The sequence below is a fragment of the Algoriphagus sp. SE2 genome (assembly GCF_039563885.1).
In the GTDB taxonomy this organism is placed as follows: Bacteria; Bacteroidota; Bacteroidia; order Cytophagales; family Cyclobacteriaceae; genus Algoriphagus.
This window is the reverse complement of record NZ_JBCLWJ010000001.1, coordinates 150,089-171,854: the sequence shown is the minus strand read 5'-3', so window position 1 is coordinate 171,854 and position 21,766 is coordinate 150,089. Positions and strand designations below refer to the sequence as shown.

The 21,766-nt window shown below is 39.8% G+C and carries 18 protein-coding genes; 9 read left to right on the top strand and 9 right to left on the bottom strand.

What is annotated here, in order from left to right; all coding sequences use genetic code 11:
- Positions 1–6 precede the first annotated feature (6 nt).
- From AAGF08_RS00630 to AAGF08_RS00620, 3 genes are read left to right on the top strand one after another with little or no spacing between them, the layout of a single operon-like run.
- Positions 7–240 (top strand): 4a-hydroxytetrahydrobiopterin dehydratase, encoded by a 234-nt coding sequence (locus tag AAGF08_RS00630; protein WP_343508947.1) that lies wholly within the window; start codon positions 7–9, stop codon positions 238–240.
- Positions 237–932, top strand: a complete 696-nt coding sequence (gene rsmI, locus AAGF08_RS00625; protein WP_343508946.1) for a 16S rRNA (cytidine(1402)-2'-O)-methyltransferase — start codon at positions 237–239, stop codon at positions 930–932. Before AAGF08_RS00630 ends, rsmI begins: the two co-directional genes overlap by 4 nt.
- 19 nt (positions 933–951) lie before the next feature.
- The gene (locus AAGF08_RS00620) at positions 952–1,773 is read left to right on the top strand and encodes an inositol monophosphatase family protein (RefSeq protein ID WP_343508945.1); all 822 of its coding nucleotides are present in this window, start codon (positions 952–954) and stop codon (positions 1,771–1,773) included.
- Here the strand turns inward: AAGF08_RS00620 and AAGF08_RS00615 are convergent.
- Together AAGF08_RS00615 and AAGF08_RS00610 are read right to left on the bottom strand one after the other, a co-directional pair.
- Positions 1,758–2,666: an AEC family transporter gene (locus AAGF08_RS00615; protein ID WP_343508944.1), complete on the bottom strand. Its 909-nt coding sequence runs from the start codon at positions 2,664–2,666 to the stop codon at positions 1,758–1,760. The two genes, AAGF08_RS00620 and AAGF08_RS00615, sit on opposite strands and share 16 nt — an antisense overlap.
- A 328-nt stretch (positions 2,667–2,994) precedes the next feature.
- The gene (locus tag AAGF08_RS00610) at positions 2,995–3,369 is read right to left on the bottom strand and encodes a UDP-glucuronosyltransferase (RefSeq protein ID WP_343508943.1); all 375 of its coding nucleotides are present in this window, start codon (positions 3,367–3,369) and stop codon (positions 2,995–2,997) included.
- 158 nt (positions 3,370–3,527) lie between these two features.
- Between AAGF08_RS00610 and glyA the strand changes: the two genes are divergently transcribed.
- The 3 genes from glyA (at position 3,528) to rpiB (ending at position 6,216) form a co-directional block, all read left to right on the top strand.
- Positions 3,528–4,796 (top strand): serine hydroxymethyltransferase, encoded by a 1,269-nt coding sequence (gene glyA, locus AAGF08_RS00605; RefSeq protein ID WP_343508942.1) that lies wholly within the window; start codon positions 3,528–3,530, stop codon positions 4,794–4,796.
- 15 nt (positions 4,797–4,811) lie between these two features.
- Complete coding sequence (tatC, locus tag AAGF08_RS00600) at positions 4,812–5,675, top strand: twin-arginine translocase subunit TatC (RefSeq protein WP_343508941.1); 864 nt, start codon at positions 4,812–4,814, stop codon at positions 5,673–5,675.
- A 103-nt stretch (positions 5,676–5,778) separates the two neighbouring features.
- Positions 5,779–6,216 (top strand): ribose 5-phosphate isomerase B, encoded by a 438-nt coding sequence (rpiB, locus tag AAGF08_RS00595; RefSeq protein ID WP_343508939.1) that lies wholly within the window; start codon positions 5,779–5,781, stop codon positions 6,214–6,216.
- Between the two features lie 179 nt (positions 6,217–6,395).
- Here rpiB and AAGF08_RS00590 read toward each other — a convergent pair whose 3' ends face one another.
- From AAGF08_RS00590 to AAGF08_RS00580, 3 genes are all read right to left on the bottom strand, one after another.
- Entirely contained in the window at positions 6,396–6,848 is a 453-nt protein-coding gene (locus tag AAGF08_RS00590) for a DUF4231 domain-containing protein (RefSeq protein ID WP_343508938.1), read from the bottom strand.
- 114 nt (positions 6,849–6,962) lie between these two features.
- Positions 6,963–8,588 (bottom strand): S8 family peptidase, encoded by a 1,626-nt coding sequence (locus AAGF08_RS00585; protein WP_343508937.1) that lies wholly within the window; start codon positions 8,586–8,588, stop codon positions 6,963–6,965.
- Positions 8,589–8,710: 122 nt separating this feature from the next.
- The gene (locus AAGF08_RS00580; RefSeq protein WP_343508936.1) at positions 8,711–9,616 is read right to left on the bottom strand and encodes an endonuclease/exonuclease/phosphatase family protein; all 906 of its coding nucleotides are present in this window, start codon (positions 9,614–9,616) and stop codon (positions 8,711–8,713) included.
- Positions 9,617–10,136: 520 nt separating this feature from the next.
- Here AAGF08_RS00580 and AAGF08_RS00575 point away from each other — a divergent pair.
- A complete protein-coding gene (locus AAGF08_RS00575) occupies positions 10,137–11,237 on the top strand; it encodes an AraC family transcriptional regulator (protein ID WP_343508935.1) in 1,101 nt (366 codons plus the stop codon).
- 74 nt (positions 11,238–11,311) lie between these two features.
- The gene (locus tag AAGF08_RS00570) at positions 11,312–12,049 is read left to right on the top strand and encodes a CPBP family intramembrane glutamic endopeptidase (RefSeq protein WP_343508934.1); all 738 of its coding nucleotides are present in this window, start codon (positions 11,312–11,314) and stop codon (positions 12,047–12,049) included.
- Positions 12,050–12,113: 64 nt separating this feature from the next.
- Here AAGF08_RS00570 and AAGF08_RS00565 read toward each other — a convergent pair whose 3' ends face one another.
- Positions 12,114–13,943: a DUF4932 domain-containing protein gene (locus AAGF08_RS00565; RefSeq protein ID WP_343508933.1), complete on the bottom strand. Its 1,830-nt coding sequence runs from the start codon at positions 13,941–13,943 to the stop codon at positions 12,114–12,116.
- Between the two features lie 78 nt (positions 13,944–14,021).
- A complete protein-coding gene (locus AAGF08_RS00560) occupies positions 14,022–15,077 on the bottom strand; it encodes a helix-turn-helix domain-containing protein (RefSeq protein ID WP_343508932.1) in 1,056 nt (351 codons plus the stop codon).
- A gap of 655 nt (positions 15,078–15,732) precedes the next feature.
- Here AAGF08_RS00560 and AAGF08_RS00555 point away from each other — a divergent pair.
- A complete protein-coding gene (locus AAGF08_RS00555) occupies positions 15,733–18,987 on the top strand; it encodes a PDZ domain-containing protein (RefSeq protein WP_343508931.1) in 3,255 nt (1,084 codons plus the stop codon).
- 761 nt (positions 18,988–19,748) lie between these two features.
- On the opposite strand, the gene AAGF08_RS00550 is transcribed toward AAGF08_RS00555, so the two are convergent.
- Together AAGF08_RS00550 and AAGF08_RS00545 are read right to left on the bottom strand one after the other, a co-directional pair.
- The gene (locus AAGF08_RS00550) at positions 19,749–21,305 is read right to left on the bottom strand and encodes a DUF4157 domain-containing protein (protein ID WP_343508930.1); all 1,557 of its coding nucleotides are present in this window, start codon (positions 21,303–21,305) and stop codon (positions 19,749–19,751) included.
- Positions 21,306–21,376: 71 nt separating this feature from the next.
- The gene (locus tag AAGF08_RS00545) at positions 21,377–21,766 is read right to left on the bottom strand and encodes a hypothetical protein (protein ID WP_343508929.1); all 390 of its coding nucleotides are present in this window, start codon (positions 21,764–21,766) and stop codon (positions 21,377–21,379) included.

Here is a 21,766-nt window from a genome sequence, read left to right as displayed (position 1 = left end):
CCAAAGATGTGGACAGAAGAAAACAATAAACTCAAGCAGACATTCAAATTTAAAGACTTTCAGGAGGCCTTTGCATTTATGACCCGAGTCGCTTTTTTGGCAGAAGCTGCTCAACATCATCCGAATTGGAGTAATGTTTACAATCAAGTAACAATTGAGCTTACTACACATGATAAAGGCAATACTGTTACAGAAAAAGACCATTCTTTAGCGAAAGCTATTGATGCTATATTTAAATGAGCCAAGATTCTCATCCTAATCTTTTTATTGTCCCGACTCCGATAGGAAACCTTCAGGACATCACTTTAAGGGCTATTGAAGTTCTCAAGCAAGCCGATGTGATCCTAGCTGAGGATACAAGAACAAGTGGCATTCTCCTCAAACACCTAAATATTTCAAGGCCTTTACAGAGCTATCATATTTTTAATGAGCATAAGGCTGTTGAAAAATTGGTGGAGCGAATGAAAGGCGGTGAGCATTTTGCCTTAATCAGTGACGCAGGGACTCCTGCTATCTCTGATCCAGGATTTTTATTAGTGAGGGCAGTCATACAAGCAGGCCTTGAAGTCCAATGCCTTCCTGGTCCTACTGCTTTTGTCCCTGCGCTGGTCAATAGTGGGTTACCAAATGATCGATTTGTCTTTGAAGGGTTCTTACCTCATAAGAAAGGGAGAAAAACAAGAATTGAAAATTTGGTTGAAGAAGTCCGCACCATGATTTTTTATGAATCTACGCATAGAATCCAAAAGACACTGGTACAACTCGCAGAAGCCTTTGGAGAGGATCGACAAGCCTGTGTTTCAAGAGAATTGACAAAGTTACACGAGGAAAACGCGAGGGGCACACTGAAAGAATTAATCGAATACTATCAAACCCATCCAGTTAAAGGGGAAATTGTTCTTGTAGTAGCAGGCAAAAATCCCAAAGCCTAAATTCAAATCCATTTATTTTATGAATACCCTAGACCAATTGAGTGTTCTCCTTGAGCAAACACAGGAAATAGCCAAAGAAGTAGGTTCTTTTATCAGAAAAGAACGGCAGCATTTTGATTTGGGAAAAGTGGAGCACAAAGGCTTCAATGATCTGGTATCTTATGTAGACAAAGAAGCGGAGCAGAAAATTGTGTCTGCCCTTTCAAAAATTTTACGTGAAGCAGGATTCATTACTGAAGAAGGCACGAATACAACAAGAGCTGAAAAGTATAATTGGGTGATTGATCCCCTGGATGGCACCACCAATTTCATACATGGAGTTCCATTCTTTGCCGTAAGTATTGCCCTGATGGAGTACGATCAGGTTATTTTGGGGGTTGTCTATGAAGTAAATAGACATGAATGCTTCTATGCCAGAAAAGGAGGGGGGGCTTATTGTAATGATACAAGAATTAAAGTAAGCAATGCACCAGATTTGTCGGCCTCTCTTATTGCGACAGGTTTTCCCTATTACAATTTTGAATTGATAGATAAATATTTGGCTGCATTAAAATCGATGATGCAAAAAACACATGGCCTTAGAAGGTTTGGAAGTGCTGCCACGGATTTATGTTATGTCGCTTCAGGAAGAATTGAAGGGTTTTTTGAATATAATCTAAACTCTTATGACGTTGCGGGAGGTGCTCTTATTGTTCAAGAAGCAGGAGGGACTGTCACCGATTTCTCCGGTGGAAATAACTTTATTTTTGGAAGGGAAATTATAGCATCGAATGGGCGTATTCAAAATGAATTTATGAAAGAACTTCAAGCAGTTTGGAGCTTAAATCAGCCTAATAAATAATACCAGGCAAGGACGCTTATTCCTGCAATTGGAATTCCCAAACCTGCCAAGAGAGTAGCTAATTTGGGTCGCAAGTCAAAACTAATTGCGACAATAGATCCTGTTATCATGGGAGCCATCGCACTTTCCAGTACAGTTACTTTGAAGGTCAAACCATCTGTCGGAAGGAAGTTTCTATAAATGATCCAGACTAAGATTGGAGCAAGGATTAATCGATAACCCATTCCCATCCAAAAATATCTTGATTTTAAGGAATCAAAATCCAGAGAAAATTTTAGCCCAATGGCAAAGAGTGCTAAAGGAGCCATGGTTCTACCTATAAATTTTAAGAATGGCATAAGGAACTCCGGGGTAGATATTTCCAGGATACTCATTACCAAAGTTCCCATAAGAAAGCCAAAAGGTGGAAAACTTATAATCTTTAAGGGAATACTGCTGAGTTTGCCACGTTTATGGCTGTAAAGAGATCCAACTAAAATTGACAGGGAAGAAACTAGTAAGAAGGAGCCACCTTGATCAATAAGTAGGGCGACTGGCATTCCTTCTTTGCCATAGAGTCCCTCAACTATGGGAAACCCCAAAAAAGAGGTGTTGGCAAGTCCAGCTACGATGATGAGGCATCCTGTTAAGCCCCTGTCCCAATCGAAAATTTTGCCTAGTAATCCAAAGATTATCCAAGAGCCGATGAAAGTAAACCATGCTGCTGAAATCGGAATCAATAAAGCCCATTCGGTTTTGATCTGAGGAATGTAAAGCAAAGCCAAAGCTGGCAAGACAATGTTCAATAAATAAAAATTTGTCCATTTAGTTGCCTCCTTAGTAGGGAAACCCTTTCTATATTGAAGAAATAATCCCAAAAAAAGTCCTAATACTGCAATGACTACAGGTATCATGAGGTTTTTGGATAAAATGGAATAGTTATTAACATAGAATTAACTTTGAAATTTTGTATGACATTGAAAATCAGTATACTTTTATCCAAATTTATAGTGATCATATGACGAAACTTGTACCTATTTCTATTGAAGGAGTAAAATGGATTCAACTTTCACAGTTAAATTCTAATCATGCAAAGCAGTTTAAATCTTGGCTGCCAGTCAATAGCATAAAGAAAATTTTTTTTCAAGGGATAGAATTAAACGAATGTGTTGATTTCTCAACTTATGAATATTGGTTCCGCTCTCACCAAGCATCAAATCGCAGTCTAAACTCAATGGAATTCTAAGTTAAGCCTGCATTTTCTCTTTTTTCCTCAAAATACTTTTCTACTTCAGGATAGAAATTACTTTCTGCTTGGGGTATGCCATATAGGGTAATTTCAACATTTCCTTCGTTTGTGTCCTGATTCACTTGAATCCCTTCCAGCATATAAACCAAATCTTCAAAATTTAATGGTTCAAAGCTAGATGATGGATAAAGCATAAAATCATTTCCATAGAAATCAACCGCTTCAAAGTGAATTTTATTTTCTATGAAATGGGCATAAATACTGATTTGTTCACCCCATTGACTTTCCGGGTACTGTAATTTTACCAATAAGACGGAAGTAACTCCCTCTTTGAAATAGGTTTCAGGAGTGAATTTAAAATCAAACATGCTACAAAAATAGTGAATCCGGGAAAGTAAATCTTTAATCTTGCATCTAAGCTGTTTTTGGATTGGAATATCAAGACTTTCAGGCTATTTTTGGGCTCGTTTTTGAGCTTGATCAAGTGGCTCATTATCTTAGCTAATCCGCTTTCAAACCCCTGAATATGAAAAGAGATACGGTAATATTTGACCTAATTGCCCAAGAAGAGGACAGACAAAAGAGAGGAATTGAATTAATTGCCTCAGAAAACTTTACAAGCAAACAAGTAATGGAGGCTGCTGGTAGCGTATTGACGAACAAATACGCAGAAGGTTTGCCGAAAAAAAGATATTATGGCGGCTGTGAAGTGGTGGATGAAATTGAGCAGTTAGCGATAGATCGTGCCAAGCAGCTTTTCGGTGCCACTTGGGCTAATGTTCAGCCACATTCGGGTGCTCAGGCAAATGCTGCTGTTTTCCTTGCATGTCTAAGTGCAGGCGATCCAATTCTAGGATTTGACCTTTCTCATGGAGGTCACTTGACACACGGTTCTCCGGTGAATTTCTCAGGTAAATTATATGAGCCTCATTTTTATGGAGTGGAAAAAGAGACTGGGAGAATTGATTATGACAAAGTGGAGGAGAAAGCACTGGCTGTATCTCCAAAATTGATTATTTGCGGTGCTTCTGCTTATTCACGCGATTGGGATTATGCAAGGTTGAGAGAAATAGCTGACCAAGTTGACGCAATTTTATTAGCTGATATTTCCCATCCGTCTGGATTAATTGCAAAAGGTCTTTTAAATGATCCTTTAGACCATTGTCATATCGTCACCACGACAACCCACAAGACATTGAGAGGACCTAGAGGCGGTTTGATTCTAATGAGAGAAGATTTTGATAATCCTTGGGGTTTGACTACTCCTAAAGGAGAAATCAAAAAGATGTCTTCCTTGTTGGATATGGGAGTTTTCCCAGGGACTCAGGGAGGACCATTGGAGCATATCATTGCAGCTAAAGCAATCGCTTTTGAAGAGGCGCTTTCAGATGAATACATGCATTATGTGCTACAAGTAAAAAAGAATGCATCCGTAATGGCAGATAGGTTCGTAAGTTTAGGATATGAGATCATATCAGGAGGAACTGATAATCATATGATGTTAATTGATCTAAGAAATAAAAACCTTACTGGTAAAATTGCTGAGCAAACTCTTGGGAAGGTAGATATCACCATCAATAAAAATATGGTTCCATTCGATACAAAATCTCCGTTCGTTACTTCGGGAATGAGAGTTGGAACTGCGGCCATCACTACACGAGGGCTTAAAGAAGATGACATGATTAAGATCGTTGATTTGATTGACAGCGCATTAACTAATCATGAAAATGAGACAGAATTGTCAAAAATCCGAAGTGAAGTAAACGCTTGGATGAATCAGTTTCCATTATACTAGAATAAAATACCACCCGTGGCATTAGATCAATATCAAGAGGAGGAAGAAGAAGGAATGTCCTTTTTGGACCATTTGGAGGCGCTTCGTTGGCATCTACTTCGGTCCATTTCCGCTATTTTAATCCTATCAGTTGCGGCTTTTATTGCAAAAGGGTTTGTGTTTGGAATAGTAATACTTGGCCCCTCAAAGGTCGATTTTATTACTTACCGTTGGCTTTGCAATGTCAGTGACTATTTTGGGATGGCTGCACTTTGTATCGATGAATTACCCTTTACGATCCAAAGTAGGCAAATGACAGGGCAGTTTACCATGCACATGACTTCCAGTTTTGTGGTAGGGTTCATAGCTGCGTTTCCTTTTGTTTTCTGGGAAATTTGGAGATTTATCAGTCCTGGTCTTTATGATCAAGAGAAAAATGCAGCCCGTGGAGCAGTATTTTTCGTAAGTTTATTATTCTTCTTAGGAGCAGCATTTGGATATTATATCCTCTCACCTTTATCCATTAATTTCCTATCAAATTATCAGTTGGATCCATCCATACTTAATGAATTTGATATTACCTCCTATGTTTCTACTCTGACCATGCTGGTTTTGGCTTCGGCTATCATGTTCCAGCTGCCTGTAGTTGTATATTTCTTAGCAATGTCAGGTTTGGTGACTTCAGGAATGTTGAGATCTTATAGAAGACACGCAATAGTAGTAATCCTGGTTCTTGCAGCGGTAATTACTCCTCCCGATGTTATCAGTCAGATTTTGATTGCAATGCCTATTTTAGTGTTATATGAAGCAGGTATTCAGATTGCTAAGAGATTAGAAAAAAAGAGAGCCCTGAAAAGAGAAGAAGAGGATATTGCTGATGCAATGGGAGATAGGGATTGATTATAAATTGAAAGAGTTAAGATATACAGAACATAAAATTTAAAGACATGAAAGGGGATCCTTCGGAGATCTTCTTTCTATCGTCCACCGTCTTGTAGAAATTATGGCAAAGAAAATAGCAATAGGAGGTGATCATGCAGGATTTGAATACAAGGCTAAAATGATCGATAAGCTTGTATCCTTAGGATATGAAGTAAAGGATTTTGGACCCTTTTCGGATGCCTCTGTAGATTACCCTGATTATGTACACCCCTTGAGTTCAGCAATAGAAGCTGGTGAGTATGAGTTTGGAATTGTGATCTGCGGAAGTGGAAACGGAGTTGCAATCACCGCCAATAAACATCAGGGAATAAGAGCAGCACTTTGTTGGAATGAAGGGCTGGCAGCATTGGCTAGAATGCACAATAATGCCAATGTCCTTGCATTACCTGCCCGCTTTATTACCTATGAATTAGCAGAAAAATTAGCAGAAATCTTCCTCACAACTGAGTTTGAAGGAGGAAGGCACCAAAATCGAGTAAATAAGATAGCGTGTAGTTAATTCAAGCATCTTATAACAGGATAAAGCCCATCTTATGATTATAGGATGGGCTTTATTGCTTTTATGAAACCTAGGCGTAATATTTATAATGAATAGAGTTCTTCAAATTACATAAAGAAGATGAAGTATAATAAAAAATTCCTTCTTCAAAAGTGATTAATCATGCTTTGTAGGAATTTTTAAGAGGGTTTGATTTCCTGGTCTTCCTTTTCATTATTATTCTTTACAATGTATTGATTCCAGAAAGAGTTTTCTTTGCTTATGATATTCTCAACTCTTTGTACAAATTCATTAAATAAGGGTTTGGGATTTTGATAGTGTCCAGATCTGGTGAAATACAAAAACCTTTCATGCTTTAATGTTTCTGCAGTGGTCCTGTATTCAGTCCACTTTTTCTCCAATTTCATCGTGCTTGCAACACCACTCAATATGGTAATTGACATGCCAAGGGCAGCACTCAATATTTTTCCAGATTCTAAAGGATCCCAAACTAATATAAATGGAATAAGAGCAGCAAAAGAGATTACCAGACCTTCTTTCCAGATAAATAGCTTTTTGTTTAATGCTGCTTTTTCTTCATACCAATCCAATTGTTTATCGACTCGTTCGGCTATATAATTTTCTTCATTCATGATTTCTATACTATGATGATCAACTCTAATATAACTGACTGATTTAATGTTTTTTAATTTTTATTTCAGTTTTATCATTGACATCATTTTAGGTATTGAACTGAAATCATGCTACTATAAGCTTACTCTTCCTTTGGCCACCTCACTAGCCAAAATCAAAGCATTGTATAGATTCGCGATTTTTCCAGATTTTGAAATTTCTGAGAAGGATTTCTCTTCTCCCCCTACATTCACATTTATATCAGGAGAAATTCCAGATTCCATAATGACTTGTTTAACCTGCGCCGCACTTAGGTTGGGAAAATAGGAACGGATCATGGCTGCCAAGCCTGCGACTGCGGGAGCCGCCATTGAAGTTCCGCCCTGAAACTCATATTGGTCATTGGGCATGGTAGAATAAATCTCATCTCCCGGTGCAAAGATGTCCACATTTTCTTTTCCATAATTGGAAAATACTGCAATCATCTCTGGGCCATATAATGGAGTCAAAGCTCCCACAGTAATGTAATTATCTTCGAATTCTCCCAACTTACCATTAGGTTTATCATTCGGAAAATTTGCGTTCTCTGGCGAATCCAAGTCAAGGCCGTCATTTCCTGCCGCATGTACAAACAGCACATCTTTTGAAGCAGCATAGTCCAAAGCATCATACACCCATTCTGAATTGGGAGAAAATTCCTTTCCGAAGCTGGCATTGATAACTTTGGCGCCATTATCTGCGGCATACCGAATCGCTAATGCAATGTCCTTATCGTATTCATCCCCATTTGGAACAGCTCGGATGGACATGATTCTAACATTGGAAGACACTCCATCAACTCCCTTTTTGTTTTTTCTGGTTGCAGCGATGATCCCAGCCACATGCGAACCGTGGCTTTCATCCGGATCTTTGATGTTCGGATCTCCATTGCCATAATCCTGATCGGAATAGTCATAAGGATCATCTCCAACAGGGGTTCGACCATCGAAATCCACGTTCAGGTGATAGTTTACCAGTGTTTCGTAGTACTTGATTCCATCTTGAAGGTCTTTGATTGCTTCCGGAATCTCCTGCCCAGTACTTATCACTTGGGATAGCATTCCGATCAAGCGCTCTTCCTGCATGTTTTTAGGCTGATATCTTTGTAAATCAGCCAAAGAATAATATTCTTTTCCTAAAGCTGATTTAATGTTTTCATCAGCCAAAGTGACCAAAGCTTCAATCTGCTTTAACTGAGGAAGCGCAGCTCTGGCTTCAGGAAGCATTTCGTTTAATTTGGTTCTCGCAGCGGATTGATAGGCTTCGTCACCGATTTTTAAGCGAAGAATCCGAGCCATTTCCATTTGCTCATTGTATGAATCTCCCAAGAAATTATAGCCATGAATGTCGTCGATATAACCATTTCCGTCATTGTCAATTCCGTCACCTGGTTTTTCGTCTTGATTAGTCCAAAGAACATCCTTAATATCCTCATGATCTAGATCTATGCCTGAATCAATCACGGCTACGATAACTTCTTCCCCTTTTTTCTTTTTCAAAAGCTCCGCATAGGCACGATCCACACTCATGCCCGGTATGGTGTCTTTTTGTAAATCTAAATGACCCCAATGTCTGGATTCTGGGTCAGTGAGTTCGGCTTCTTTTGGACTGGTATTACTATAAGCGATTGGAGGAGCTGTGATCAAGGAAGAGGAACTGCACCCCATGACCATTAGACCAACTCCAAAGCCTACTACCAGTTGGATTTTGCTTCTAATCATAGTTAAAAGTAACGCTCCCAATTCAAAAAAAGAGGAGTTCTCCTTGTTAAAAATGGTGAAGCAAGAATTATTTTACTTGAGTGGTAAAGGTATTAATCTATTTGAAATTGAACATTTCAGACCTATTGATTTAACCGGAAAACCGCCATCATCGGAAAATGATCCGAAAGCTTTTCGGGGGTTCCCTGATTAAATATTTTCACTTCGATGCAAGTTTTTGACAAAGTAGGACTTGCAAGAATATAATCAATACGAACTCGATTTTGAAGGATGGTTTCTTCAGTTTGATCGTATAAGCCAATCAATGCCGGAGTAGGAAACGTAAAACTCACTTCCCGATCTGCTTTTCCCAAGCTCACATCAATGGCTGGAATGGATAAGAATTCAGACATGGATGCATAGTCGAATTCACCCAGGCGCATATTGGAATAAGTGCCATTTTTCTCATTTGCCATCTTGGTTTTAAGGGTCGTTCTCGCTTCCAACCAATAGGCATCAAAAGGGGAATGGGCATTGAAATCTCCCAAAATGATATAATCGTTTGTGGATAACTCCTGAATCCTTGATTTGATTTTTTGGGCCTCTCTCAAACGGATATCCACATCCGACGGGGATAGGTGTACGACAAAAAAATCAATCCCATAGGTCTGTACATGTAAGAGTCCATGCCAAAAGTTATCCACATTTTTTTCAATTAGATTTATGGGTTCTTTGGATGTGAGGGCTGTTGGATAACCTTTATCTTTCAAAATTTGTACATATAGATGCCCCCATTTTGCTGCATCCTTTTTCAACTTATCCACATCGTAAGCGCAAAGTTCTTGTAATGCCAAGACATCCGGTTTTTGCTCTTTCACCCATTGAATCAGGTTTTCCTGACGGGTAGAATCTTTCCCCCAATCAAAGCCATTCCAGATATTATAGGTCATGACTTTTAGAGAAGTAATATCCTGCTGTGCATATGCAGAAAGGCAGTATCCAAAGCTGAAAAGGATAAAGAATAGTACTGGTGAGAAGAAGCGCATCATTTCTGAAATCTTGATTAAATTGTATACCTAAAATTGGGAATAGAATTAAGAATAATCTATTTCTTTTCTTTAACTACCCTTTCCACCGACAGACCTTTTCTGTCCAGTGTCTTGACCATGGAGGTTGGAATAGGAATATAGTTATTGGGGAAAGCAGAAATTACCAGTAAATCGAAAAAATTCATTTGGTGTCAAATTCGTTAAGTCACCATGATATAACCCAGCTGTCTTCGTTTTTCCTTTATGGATCACTTCTAGTTCATCAAGAAGTTGCATTTGCCGAATAGTTATAATTCAGTATTAAAAATGGCGTGTTTAGGTTATAAAATTTACCAAATTCAGGTTGTACTACAAAGAATCTGCTGGGAAGATTCAACCTATGATAAAATTCCCAATTGTTAGTCTATTTTCAGTTCCAGACCTGGTTTCTAAAGGTACCGAGTGTTACTATTTGACCTGTATTCATTATTTTATGATAACAAAGCCTATTGTTTTGTAGCAACCTCGCCATTGTAACTCTATGAAGTACCTTGAAGCACTTCTCATTTGTAATATCTGCCTTTTTTGTGTACTTGGAATTTTTCTTATATCCACAAAAAAGTCTCTGAGCAATGGCTTTGGATGGTTGGGGCTATTTTTTATCCTTCTTGCTCTAAATTTTACAGATGGGATTCTGCTCTTCAATGGCACGCTAAGGGATTTTCCAAGGTGGGCTTTTTGGGAGGATCCATTTGCGCTTTTGTACGGACCTCTTCTTTATTTTTTCACTTTGCAACTCATTGCCAAACAATGGAATTGGAACTTCCGTCTCTTTTTGCATCTCCTGCCTTTCCTAATTTTCGAGGTTCTGGTAGTTATTTTTCATTTCAGAACTTCTGATACTGAAATCGTTTCGATGATAGATTCCATTCGGAATTTGGACCAGAATTTTATCCTGTTGATAGGCATCCTACCGTTTTTCGCACATTTGCTGATTTATTCAATTTTTGCAAATCGAACGTTAACACGACACATTGACCAACTGAAGCAATACTATTCTTCCATTGATATTGATTGGTCCAAACGCATGATCCAAACGGTGGTCATCGTCTTTCTGATTTCACTTTTGGTGGCAATTGTTCAATACTTGGGCTTAAAAGAAGTTTTTGCGATGCTGCTCCTTTCTCTAAGTGTAATTTCTGTAGTATTTATGGGGCGACTGATCCTTCAGGCAATGAGTCAGCCGATGTTTCAGACTTCATCGCATTCAGAGATAGGAAACGAGCCTTCTATGGAAGAATTGGTAAAAGTCAGCGCTAAAATTCAGGAGGCCTTATCAGGAAAAAAACTCTTTATTCGTCCGGAGTTAACGATCAAAGAGCTGGCAATGGAAATCAATAGTTCTGATAGAATTGTATCCAAGTCAATCAATAAGCTCATGAAAAAGAATTTTTACGACTTGGTAAACAATTACAGAATTAAAGAGGCCTGCCATATATTTGATACCGAAAAGGATTCTGGCCTTACCGTGTTAGAAGTTCTTTATCAAGTTGGGTTCAACTCCAAATCCTCCTTTAATACCGAGTTTAAGAAACGAATGGGTCAAACACCCTCTGAATACCGGAATCGCAAAAAAAAGTGATCATAAAATTAGTTCGAATTCGTGTATTCGGTCGATTTGCATCCCTCTTTCACGGAGCTTTGTTCAAAAAACAAATGAAAAACTCCATCGAACAACTCGCTATTCCGTCATTGTTGGTGAATCATTTTTATGTGGGTGTAATCATCACCTTGTTTTACATTGGGTTCAGCCCAATGATTATACATGCAGGATTTCCGGGAATCTCAGTTTTACTGGCTGCTGAGATTTTTATTCTTGCCCCCTTGGTATTCGCTCACCTGAAGATTAGTGCCCGAAAACAATCTGTGCCCATTCAAGATCTCATTCTATTTCGGCAAAGACTATCCCCTAAATCGTTCATCGCATGGTCCCTTTTTGGGCTTCTTGCCTGCGCCGTTGTTTACCTTCCCTTGTATCCCGTCGGTCTTTTCTTGCGAGAAAACTGGTTCGGATGGCTTCCTGAATGGTATTTCAATCCCTTATACGGGACTGAGAATATCCAACTGATTGCCAACACATTTCTAATTGGGATAGTGGTGGACGGTTTGATTGGCCCGATCGCTGAAGAGCTCTTTTTCAGGGGATACTTACTACCTAGAATGGCTTTCTTGAAAAATTGGGCTCCCTTGGTCAATGGATCTCTCTTCGGCTTGTATCATTTTTGGCAACCCCATAATTTCTTGGCTACGATGGCCGTGGGCATAGTTTTAAGTTTTGTTGCTTGGAAAACCAAGAATGTTTATGTGGCCATAGTCATCCATTGTACGCTAAATATCCTTGGAGCGGTAGGAGGATTTATGGCTGCGTCAGGCGGGATAGTAATTAGTCGCTAGATCGCAAGCGGCCAGCTACCTATAAGGATGATTCTACATGTTTTCATGTGCTTTTCAAATCCAATCACTGTTCTCCATCCTCGTATACTTTAACTGACACGTAAAGGGTAATTGGAAAAGCATCGGGGGTTTCAGTAATCCATTGATCCATACTTGACCTTCGTAAGAAAGCGCCTCCTTCCGGGTATCCTTTTCCAAAGGTTAGGTAGAGGGCATTAGTAGAGGTATCGCTGAACCATACCTGAACTACCTCATAGGTGATGACTAGGTCTTGATCGATGAGTAGGCTATTTGCTTCAAGCTCCTTTCTAATCCACTTTTGTCCCTTTTTTGACTTTACAAATAGGTCTTGCTTCAGGAGTGATTTTTCGGGGAGCCCATCTTCATCCACGCGATAGATGTTGAGTCGGAAAAGCGCTGAATCTACGGTATTAAACCGCATGTGAAAGGAAACTTCTTCAAGAAGATAGGGCTGCGTGGCTTTAATTCTTATTCCTTGCTCTCCTCCAAAACCAAATTCCTTCAATCCATTTTGTCCTCGTGTTCTTTTACTTGGTTTAATCCTACCCAACTTTTTTGACTTGGCCTGTTCTCTTTTGGCTGTAACCACAACTTCCTGGAGCAGATTAGCTTCCTCCTCCAGTGAAACATCTAAATAAGTTGTCAAGTCTGAGACAGGAAATGCTTTTCTTAGAAAGCCGAGGGAAGAAAATACCAGGCTATCGGTAGGCGAGGCTTGCGATAAATCTATCTCAAAGGATCCATCTGGCCTTGAAATAGTGCCCAGGTTTTTACCTGGAACTCCGATATGTGCAAATGGAATGGGCTCGTTTGATTCTTTCCTTTGAACCACCCCTTGTATAGTTTCCACCTGATCGTTCTCAGGCTGAAGTTTGATTTGGAAGTCCTTCATAGTGTTGCTGACTGCCTCTGAATAGAGGAGTCCTTGGTTCAACCGGTATTCCTTAAGACGATCAATCAGGTATTCTAAGTAGATAAAATCCTTTTCTATCGTATGATACTGAAGATTGGATTGACTGGTAGTATGGTCTCCCATTAGTTCCGGGATGATCACTTCCCCTGCTCTTACAAAATGCTCTAGGACACAAGTAGGCCAGTTAGTGTATCCCTGCTGCCTCATCGAGGACTCGATCTCCTCAAAAAGTTCACTCGTTTTACTGATGATATCGCTGTTTTCTTCTACGATATGATTGACAAAGGAGTGGCCAAACTCATGAATGGTCAGGCTAGAAAATACTTCGCTGGTGAAATCATAATTTTTTACCAACGGACCCAAGACAAAAGTGGCTTTATTTTCTTCCTGGCTTCGAATCCCAAAACCAGAACCTGACCAAAGGGTGAGGCTAGGCACTATTTCGTATGCTGCATAAGACTGTCCATAAAAACGCTCCAATTCGGTGATAAGCTCCATGGAAGGCTTGCGTTCATCCAATAGGCTGGAAGTGGCTGATCTTGCTGCTTCCAGGTTATCCCATAGTTCATCAAAATGAGATAATTTTGAGAACTGGTTGACTTGTTCAAAAATGGATTGAATGAGCTTGGGATCAAAGGCTGTGCTACTTAAAATTTCATCCGAATACTCCATTCCTTCTTTATGAGGAAATTCCGGTAAACGATACATCAACTGGACAAGCGTGGAATAATCCATAGTTTCGCCCAACTCGAAAAGCTTAGCCAACGCTGGATTATTTTTGTCCTCAGGAAATTGGTTGATTGCAATAGAAATCGGATGATTCGGATCATTTTCAGAAGGATCACCCAATTCAATGAGGTATCCAAGGAGCTCAATGTTTTTATTGAATCGGATTTCAATAGTTTGGGCATGGACACCCACACAGCAGAATAGGGTCCATAGTAAAAAGGCTTTTTTCATCGCTATTTTTTTCCAAAGCAAGGCAAAGCAATGGACCCAATCGACCGAAAACATTTTTTTGGACTTCCAAATCCGATTTTAGGACCTACTAGAGGGCGGGTTTTTCAAATATTCTGAAGGGGACTGGCCCATTTGATTTTTAAACACTTGGTTAAAGGTGGATTTGCTGCTGAAGCCAGATTCCAATGCCAGACCCAATAAGGTTTTATAATTATTTTCTTCTGACCTGGCCTTTTCTAGAAATGCCTGAATTCGATAGCTATTGATGTACTCTTTGTAGTTTTTTCCATGGTATTCGTTGATCAAAAAGGAAACGTACCGAGGAGGCAAATGGACCTCCTTCGACAGTTCCTGTAGGGGGAAGGAGGGCATAAGAAAAGGCTTTTTTTCTTTCATCAGTTCCTCTAATAATTGCAGATTTTCAGGATCCTTGTATTGGGGGAATTCCTGCTGTTTTGATTCCAAATTCAAGGCGGGAAAGGTTCGTCCTTCCAAGAAATGAAGGAAAGCAAATCCAAAAAAGAAGAAAATGAGTAGGTATTCCAAGATCTCAAAATGTCGCCAGCCAATGAATGAGAAAAAAAGCCAAAAGAGTGCTAATAAAGTAAGACTAGTCATGAGTAAAAATAGCTTGGCTCTTTGAATGCTCGTATCCTTTCCAGCGGGGATGGCTCGAAGATGGTACAACTTGCGGTATTGGATCCAAAATATCCCGATGACATAAATCAGACCAAGCAAGGGGAGGATATCTGTGAACCAAAACCAAACTTCATACTCTTTCAAAGAAATAGAGCTCCAACTGGCCAGTAGTTCAATCAGGTAGGCTAGTAATGCAGGGATAAATAGGGTGAAATGCCAGCCCTGAAACTTGAAGTTGTCATCGGTATTGTATTGGACAAAGAGCCAAATGGAAGGAGGGATTAGGAGGTAGTTCAGCAATTTCCAGAATGGAACAGCACCTTCGGAATTATTATAGCCAGAATAAAAACCCCAGGAAAATAGCAGTTCAAGAGTTAACATGAGAACCACAAGACCAATGAAAAAATCGTCTTTGGTTTCTGTAAAAACCCTGGAGATCATTGCAAGTCCAATTAGCAGACCAAGAATTGCAGCGACAAGAATTAAGTTTTCCAATTATTCGGGGTTTAGTTCTGGGTCCTTAGAGGATCCACTGGGGTAAGATCCTCGAGCACAAGCTTTACAAAAATAAGGATAGGTCCCGGTTGAAAGAAATACGAAAGTTTCTTTTTTGTCTTAACATCCCAAAGGGCCAATTCCCCCAATTCTCCCTATGCCTTACGTACGAGTATGCTATTTCAGGAAGATTTTTCTTTGGGTAGGGAAGATGCTCTCCATTTTAGATGCTTGTTCAATATCCAGATACTCAAAATCAATCTCGCGATACCAAAGTTGATTCATGCAAGACTCTTTTTAGGTGTTGATTGAAACTCGAAGTATCTCGCGAAATACTCAGAGAGTCTCGCGAGATACAAAATGAATCTCACATGAACCAAAAAGTATCTCCGAAGATACTCAGAGGGTCTAGGGAGATATAAAAAGTATCTCGTTTGATACTAAAAGAGTCTCGCTATATACAAAAAGCATCTCGCGAGATTCTTTTGACCCCCCTGGGGGGGTATAGAGAGGGGGGAGGGGGTAGGAATAATAAATTCCAAAAAATAAAATGGTGTGGTTTCAAACTACACCAAGGAATATTCATATTCTACTATAACCAGAGGGGGAAAACTTTAATAAATTCTTAACTTTTATAAAAATCCTACTAGAAATCATGAAGAAACTTTTGCTTTTTTTCCTTTTTACAAGCATGATCTTTCCTTCTTTTGGACAGATTAATGCAAAATTGATGCGATACATGGATGTTTCAGACTCCCAAATTGCCTTTGTTTACGGAGGAGATATTTGGTTGGTACCCAAAGAGGGAGGTTTGGCTGTCCAGTTGACCAACTCACCAGGAGAGGAATCCTGGCCTAGGTTTTCGCCTGATGGGGCTTACATTGCTTTTTCTGCTAGTTACAATGGTAATGAGGATGTTTATACCATGCCTGTGACTGGAGGAGTACCAACCCGAGTAACATACAAATCATTTCCCGATAGGATGATTGATTGGCATCCTGATGGTAAGCGGTTGTTGATTGCCTCCACTGGTGAATTGGGTGGTAGGAGGCTTCTTAATCAATTTTTCCTTGTCGATAAGGATGGAGGCTTTCCTGAAAAACTTCCTTTGCCTTATGGAGAACTTGGGAGTTTTTCACCAGATGGTAAGCAACTTGCCTACATTACAAAAATCACTGAAAACTATCCCTTCAAAAGAATTCGTAGCGGTAACAATTCTGACATATTAATCTATGATTTAGCCTCAAACCAGGTTGAAAATATTACCAATCGGATTGCAATCGACGGTAAGCCTGCTTGGTCGGGAAGCACTGTATATTTTCTTTCTGACGATAATCCCGAAATGCGTCTCAACGTATGGTCTTACGATACACAATCTAAAAGCATTTCCCAATTGACTGATTTTAAGGATTTTGATGTATCATACCTTTCAGCCAGTGATAAAGACTTGGTATTTGAAATGGGAGGAGATTTGTATTTGATGGATTTGGCAGGCAAGGATTACAAGAAGATTGACATTCAGGTCGTTTCAGATCTTTCGAAAGAAATTACTCAACTCAGGGATGTTAGCAAGAATATTCAGAACATGACCGTGTCTCCCGATGGAAAGCGGGTGATTTTGGAGGCCAGAGGTGAACTGTTTAATACTCCTGCAAAGGAAGGTTTTACTATCAACATGACCCAATCGAGCGGTGCATTTGATCACAGTCCTGCTTGGTCCCCTGATAGGCAGAACATTGCTTTCTGGTCCGACCGTTCAGGAGAATTTGAAATTCACCTTCAAGAATCACAAGGCAGTCAAGAGTCCAGAAAACTAACAGATCGGAAATCCGGTTTTGGATATACCTTATATTGGTCTCCAGATAGCAAGAAAATAGCATTCCTCGACGAAAAGTATGATATATCTATTGTTGATGTTGCTTCGGGAAATATTAAAAAAATTGGAAATACAAAATGGATAGTAGGTCATAATGGATCACCATACTATCCCATCAATTGGTCTCCGGATTCAAAATATCTGACGTTCACAATAGGGCAGGAAAATGCAAACCAAGCCATATTTATCTATGATACTGCAACTGAAAAATTAACTCAAGCCACTTCAGGTTTTTATGAGGATTCCTCTCCGGTATTCAGTAAGGATGGGAAGTATCTTTTTTTTCAGACAAACAGAAATATGGAATCTATTTATTCGGATTTGGGGGATGGAACCTGGGTTTATGCCAATACTACCCAGCTTGCCGCGGTCAGTCTGACTAAAGCTACTGCCTCTCTGATTTCTCCCAAAAACGATTCGTTATCAATTTCATCTGATAAAAAATCCGAGGAAAATAAGGAAGAAGATGTGCAGGTCAGTATTGATTTTGACGGTCTGGAATCCCGTATTGTCTTGCTTCCGGTCAAGCCTGGGAATTTTGGAAAAATGGAAGCTATTGGGGGTAAGTTGATCTACCAAAGGAACCCGAGAACAGGATCCGGTGCTTCAGGATCAACTCTTTCATTTTATGATATTCAGGAAAGGGAAGAGAAAGTCATTCTGGAAAAAGTTAACAATTATACTGTCAGTGCAGATGGGAAATCCATTCTCGTATTCAGTAATGGGCAGTATGCTGTGATTGCTACTAATCCGGGACAAAAAATCGAAAAGCCCGTACCCACCGGTGGATTGGTTATGAATTGGGTGGCTAAGGATGAATGGAATCAGATTTTCAACGATACTTGGCGTCGATATCGTGATTTCTTTTATGATCCTAATATGCAGGGAGTCGATTGGGAGGATATGCGTAAAAGATATGGTGCATTGTTAAAAGATGCACGAACCAGATGGGATGTTTCCAATATCCAATCCAATATGCAAGCAGAGTTGGCGGCGGGGCACACCTATACGCGAGGAGGGGATAATGAGTCAGTAACACCGATTTTGACTGGGTTTCTTGGTATCAAATGGGAAAAGGAAGGGGATAGATATAAAATAGGCAGGATTGTCAGGCCATCTTCCTGGAATACAGAGGTAAGATCCCCTTTTGATCGTCCGGGCGTGGAGGTAAAGGAAGGGGACTTTATCCTAGCCGTCAATGGAATAAAATTAGATCCTAAAAAAGATCCGTATGCTGCTTTCGAAGGCCTAAGCGGTAAAACAGTTTCCTTGACTATTGGACAGAGAAATGGTACTACAGAAGATTCAAAAAATATTGTAATTACTTGCCTCACTCCTAATGAAGAAAGGGATTTGATTTACCTCGAGTGGGTAGAAAACAACCGAAAACTAGTGGAAAAGCTATCTGATGGGCAATTGGGCTATATCTACATGTCCAATACAGCCGGGGATGGACAGCGTGAACTCATCAGTATGTATTATGGGCAACTGGATAAGAAGGGATTCATTATTGATGAGAGATTCAATGGTGGAGGGCAGTTGGCTGATCGGTTTTTAGAATTATTGCTCCGTCCAGTTGTGTATAATTTGCATTGGAGAAATGGCAGGGACCATACCAACCCGATCAAGGCCAATACCGGGCCAATGGGTATGCTGATAAATGGCTGGGCAGGTTCAGGAGGAGATGGCCTTCCTTGGGCGTTTAAAGTGTTGAATGCAGGGCCGATCGTAGGAGAAAACACACTTGGAATCTTGGTAGGTCCAGCAACAGGTCACCAATTGATTGATGGTGGAGGAATTACTGTCCCTGATGCTAGGTTATATGACAATGCCGGCCATTGGTTTTGGGAAGGAGAGGGTGTCAGTCCTGATATTGTAGTCTGGGATGATCCAAATCTGATGATGGAAGGGAGAGATCCACAAATGGAACGTGTCGTTCAGGAAGTTCTGAAGCTGATTCCATCCCAACCTTCTCAAATGACTCCAGCACCTCCCTATGAAGATAGGACGGCTAAAGGACTAAAGAACAATTGATTTAAGAGCTTATCACAACATTGCCGGTCAAATTTTGACCGGCTTTTTTGTGGAGAATAAATTAAAGACGTGCCTTTGAATAGATAGTCATCAGCAACATTGAAGTCCAATAAAGAACCGTGCGGGATTGTAAATCCTAAAAATCAATGGATTCCCGAAGCAAGATCGTGGCTAATTGATTTTCTTAACGGATCTACATGCAGCTCAAAAACCGGTTAGTTTAAGGGAAGCTCCTCAAATACCATTTGTGATTACAATTTTGTCCGTCATTGCGATCCGCCACAGGCGGAGAAGCAATCCCGTGAATAGTAAAGGTTTAATTATTGAGACTGCCAAGCCGCCCCCGACAATTGTACGGGGCAGGCTGTTCCTCACATCGCCCGCCTACCGGAGGGCAGGCAGTGACGTAAATAAAAAGTGGTAGTTACTCCTTCACCTTATAAAACTGAAAATTCCCTCCCCAAAGCATACCAACTGGATTTTCTGTATGCTGGGATTTCACTCGATCGCCAGTTGTCAAGTCCAAAAAATCAGTTTCAGAAGTAGGGGAAAGCAGGTTTTCGTCTCCATTATTAGGGTCATATACAAAGATGTTTTTTCCTTTTACACTTAAGTCGAGATTTCATCTTGGATTGGGGCAGTTTGATTTTCTACTTTTTCCCAGGAAAAAATTAGGTAGGAAAATAGTAGAAAAAAGAGAAATAGATTTTTCACTTAAAGGTATTTAGAGGTTATAAAAATCAATAAAATATAGCGTTTGCTTAATCCTCCGTATACCTGGAAGTGATGTGTTGCACAAAAGCGTCTAACAATCGGAATTGTTCATCATCTATTTCTGAACTTCCGGTTTCAAAATAGACGGTATGTCGAAGTCCATCTTGAGTATCAAATTCGAAAGGGGTGAATACTTCTCGCTGAACTTCGTGTTCAGGGACACACCTTGGTCCAGGGGGTGTTCCATGAATATTCCAATTTCCAACATTGCTACCTGCGTCAATTCCTACAGCCCCTACATTGAATCCTCCTACATAAATGGAATTGGCACCTCTCATAGGAAAAGAAATCCAGGCCATTCCGTAACCTACATATGCGCCGGCCCCTGCAGTGGTCAACCTCGAGAGCGTATTATTAAAGTCATCAAAGGTACAGATATCTTCCGTAACAAAATCAGTCCAATCTCCCCATCCTGGGTCTGCTCCGGGAGTTTGAAGCCCTACTCCAATACCGCCTCCCACAAAGGATCCTTCAGCAATTTGTCCTGTCCTTCTATTTTTTAATTTGCCGATGGCAAAGGCTCCTCCTAATCCTGCATGTCCGCCGCCTCCTGAAAGTGACAATTTTATAGCCCATTGATTGGTAGCATGGGGTTCGCATTCTTCTGGGATGACTCTTGATTCCATAGATGGGGCTATTCCAGATTCTTGTCTAGTTACTACAATGTCAATATCAACACGTCTCATTGATGGGTCATTAGCCTCTAAATCACCTCCTCCTTCTACCAATGTTACCCGGTCTCCAACTCCTTCGGCAGGTATGGAAACTACTCCTTCATCTCTTTCTCCTGAAATGGAGGATTCAATGGCAAATTCAATCTCACCATGCCCTGCCATGTACCTTCTAAACATTTCTTGGAATAAGTATTCCACATTATTCGCCCGATCACTGGAAAGAGTCAGATTTAATTCTTCAGAAGTACTTCTTCCTGTATTTTCCCACCTAGGGCTGGCATGTCCTCGGATCCCTCCTTCGATAAAAGTTTTAACAGATCTCTGAATTTCTTTTGAACCTGAATTTCCTTGTTGGATGGTGTGTACCAATTCATGAGCAAGAAGTTTTTTTCCTTGGAATGAATTAGGGTTATATTGATTCTCCCCAAAAACAATATTATTTTGAAAAGTATATGCCCGGGCGTTGATTTCATCTGCACTTTGATTTGCGGTACCATCACTATGGATTCTGACCTTACTGAAATCTTGACCAAAAGCAGACTCCATAGACTCCTTAACTCCGTTTTCTAAAGGCTCCCCGTTTTTATCCAATGTATTTTTTACAGACGAGGGAATAGTGTCATTTGGGGATTTTCCTAAATCGGTTTCTTTTGCCTGTATGTTATGAAAGTTTCCGTTCTGAGAAATTAAATCATTTCTCCCTCGAGCAGAAATAACTTGATCCGCAACTAGGTCTGCTTCCTTTTCATAAAAATCATTAGGATCATTAACTTTTAACTTGGGTTGAACCTTTGAAGGTGAAAAAAATGAAACTTTTAACTTTTCCATTGGCAATGAATTGGACTTTTTAAGTTTTTTTTGCTCTTTCATGGAATTTAGATTTAAAAGTTCATGCTCCTTGTTTTTACATTAATCTGAAACTCATTTACGGTCTTTTTTGCTTAATTCTTCGGTCTTCTTAATTCAAAGAATACCTGAGACGAAGATTGAATGATTTCATCGTTAACTTTTATGGTCAAGTTGATCTGGATATTGTCTCTATTGAATCCTTTTTGTGAAATAAATGGGAAACTCAAATCGAAATTTAAATCTGCTTTCGACCCCACAGGTATTGATTTCTGAGCTAATTCATCATATTCTGGAAGCTTGTATAAATGAAACTTGGTGATAGTCTGATTTTTTTCCCCATCCGAGACTTCAACTTTCAAAATATGGAAGCTTATGGGTTTTTCATTAGCATTAGTGAGTTGAAAACACCCATTCGTAATTTGGGGTTCTTGTCCCGAATAATACACTTTACTTACCGGTATCCCTTTCAATGTTATTTTCAT

Bases quoted from the DNA above. Each gene is read 5' to 3' on its own strand.
- AAGF08_RS00550 (WP_343508930.1), bottom strand. From the start codon at position 21,305: ATGAAAGAGCAAAAAAAACTTAAAAAGTCCAATTCATTGCCAATGGAA.
- AAGF08_RS00620 (WP_343508945.1), top strand. From the start codon at position 952: ATGAATACCCTAGACCAATTGAGTGTTCTCCTTGAGCAAACACAGGAA.
- AAGF08_RS00545 (WP_343508929.1), bottom strand. From the start codon at position 21,766: ATGAAAATAACATTGAAAGGGATACCGGTAAGTAAAGTGTATTATTCG.
- AAGF08_RS00615 (WP_343508944.1), bottom strand. From the start codon at position 2,666: ATGATACCTGTAGTCATTGCAGTATTAGGACTTTTTTTGGGATTATTT.
- AAGF08_RS00575 (WP_343508935.1), top strand. From the start codon at position 10,137: ATGAAGTACCTTGAAGCACTTCTCATTTGTAATATCTGCCTTTTTTGT.
- AAGF08_RS00590 (WP_343508938.1), bottom strand. From the start codon at position 6,848: ATGAATGAAGAAAATTATATAGCCGAACGAGTCGATAAACAATTGGAT.
- rsmI (WP_343508946.1), top strand. From the start codon at position 237: ATGAGCCAAGATTCTCATCCTAATCTTTTTATTGTCCCGACTCCGATA.
- rpiB (WP_343508939.1), top strand. From the start codon at position 5,779: ATGGCAAAGAAAATAGCAATAGGAGGTGATCATGCAGGATTTGAATAC.
- AAGF08_RS00555 (WP_343508931.1), top strand. From the start codon at position 15,733: ATGAAGAAACTTTTGCTTTTTTTCCTTTTTACAAGCATGATCTTTCCT.
- glyA (WP_343508942.1), top strand. From the start codon at position 3,528: ATGAAAAGAGATACGGTAATATTTGACCTAATTGCCCAAGAAGAGGAC.
- AAGF08_RS00580 (WP_343508936.1), bottom strand. From the start codon at position 9,616: ATGATGCGCTTCTTCTCACCAGTACTATTCTTTATCCTTTTCAGCTTT.
- AAGF08_RS00570 (WP_343508934.1), top strand. From the start codon at position 11,312: ATGAAAAACTCCATCGAACAACTCGCTATTCCGTCATTGTTGGTGAAT.
- AAGF08_RS00630 (WP_343508947.1), top strand. From the start codon at position 7: ATGTGGACAGAAGAAAACAATAAACTCAAGCAGACATTCAAATTTAAA.
- AAGF08_RS00565 (WP_343508933.1), bottom strand. From the start codon at position 13,943: ATGAAAAAAGCCTTTTTACTATGGACCCTATTCTGCTGTGTGGGTGTC.
- AAGF08_RS00585 (WP_343508937.1), bottom strand. From the start codon at position 8,588: ATGATTAGAAGCAAAATCCAACTGGTAGTAGGCTTTGGAGTTGGTCTA.
- AAGF08_RS00610 (WP_343508943.1), bottom strand. From the start codon at position 3,369: ATGTTTGATTTTAAATTCACTCCTGAAACCTATTTCAAAGAGGGAGTT.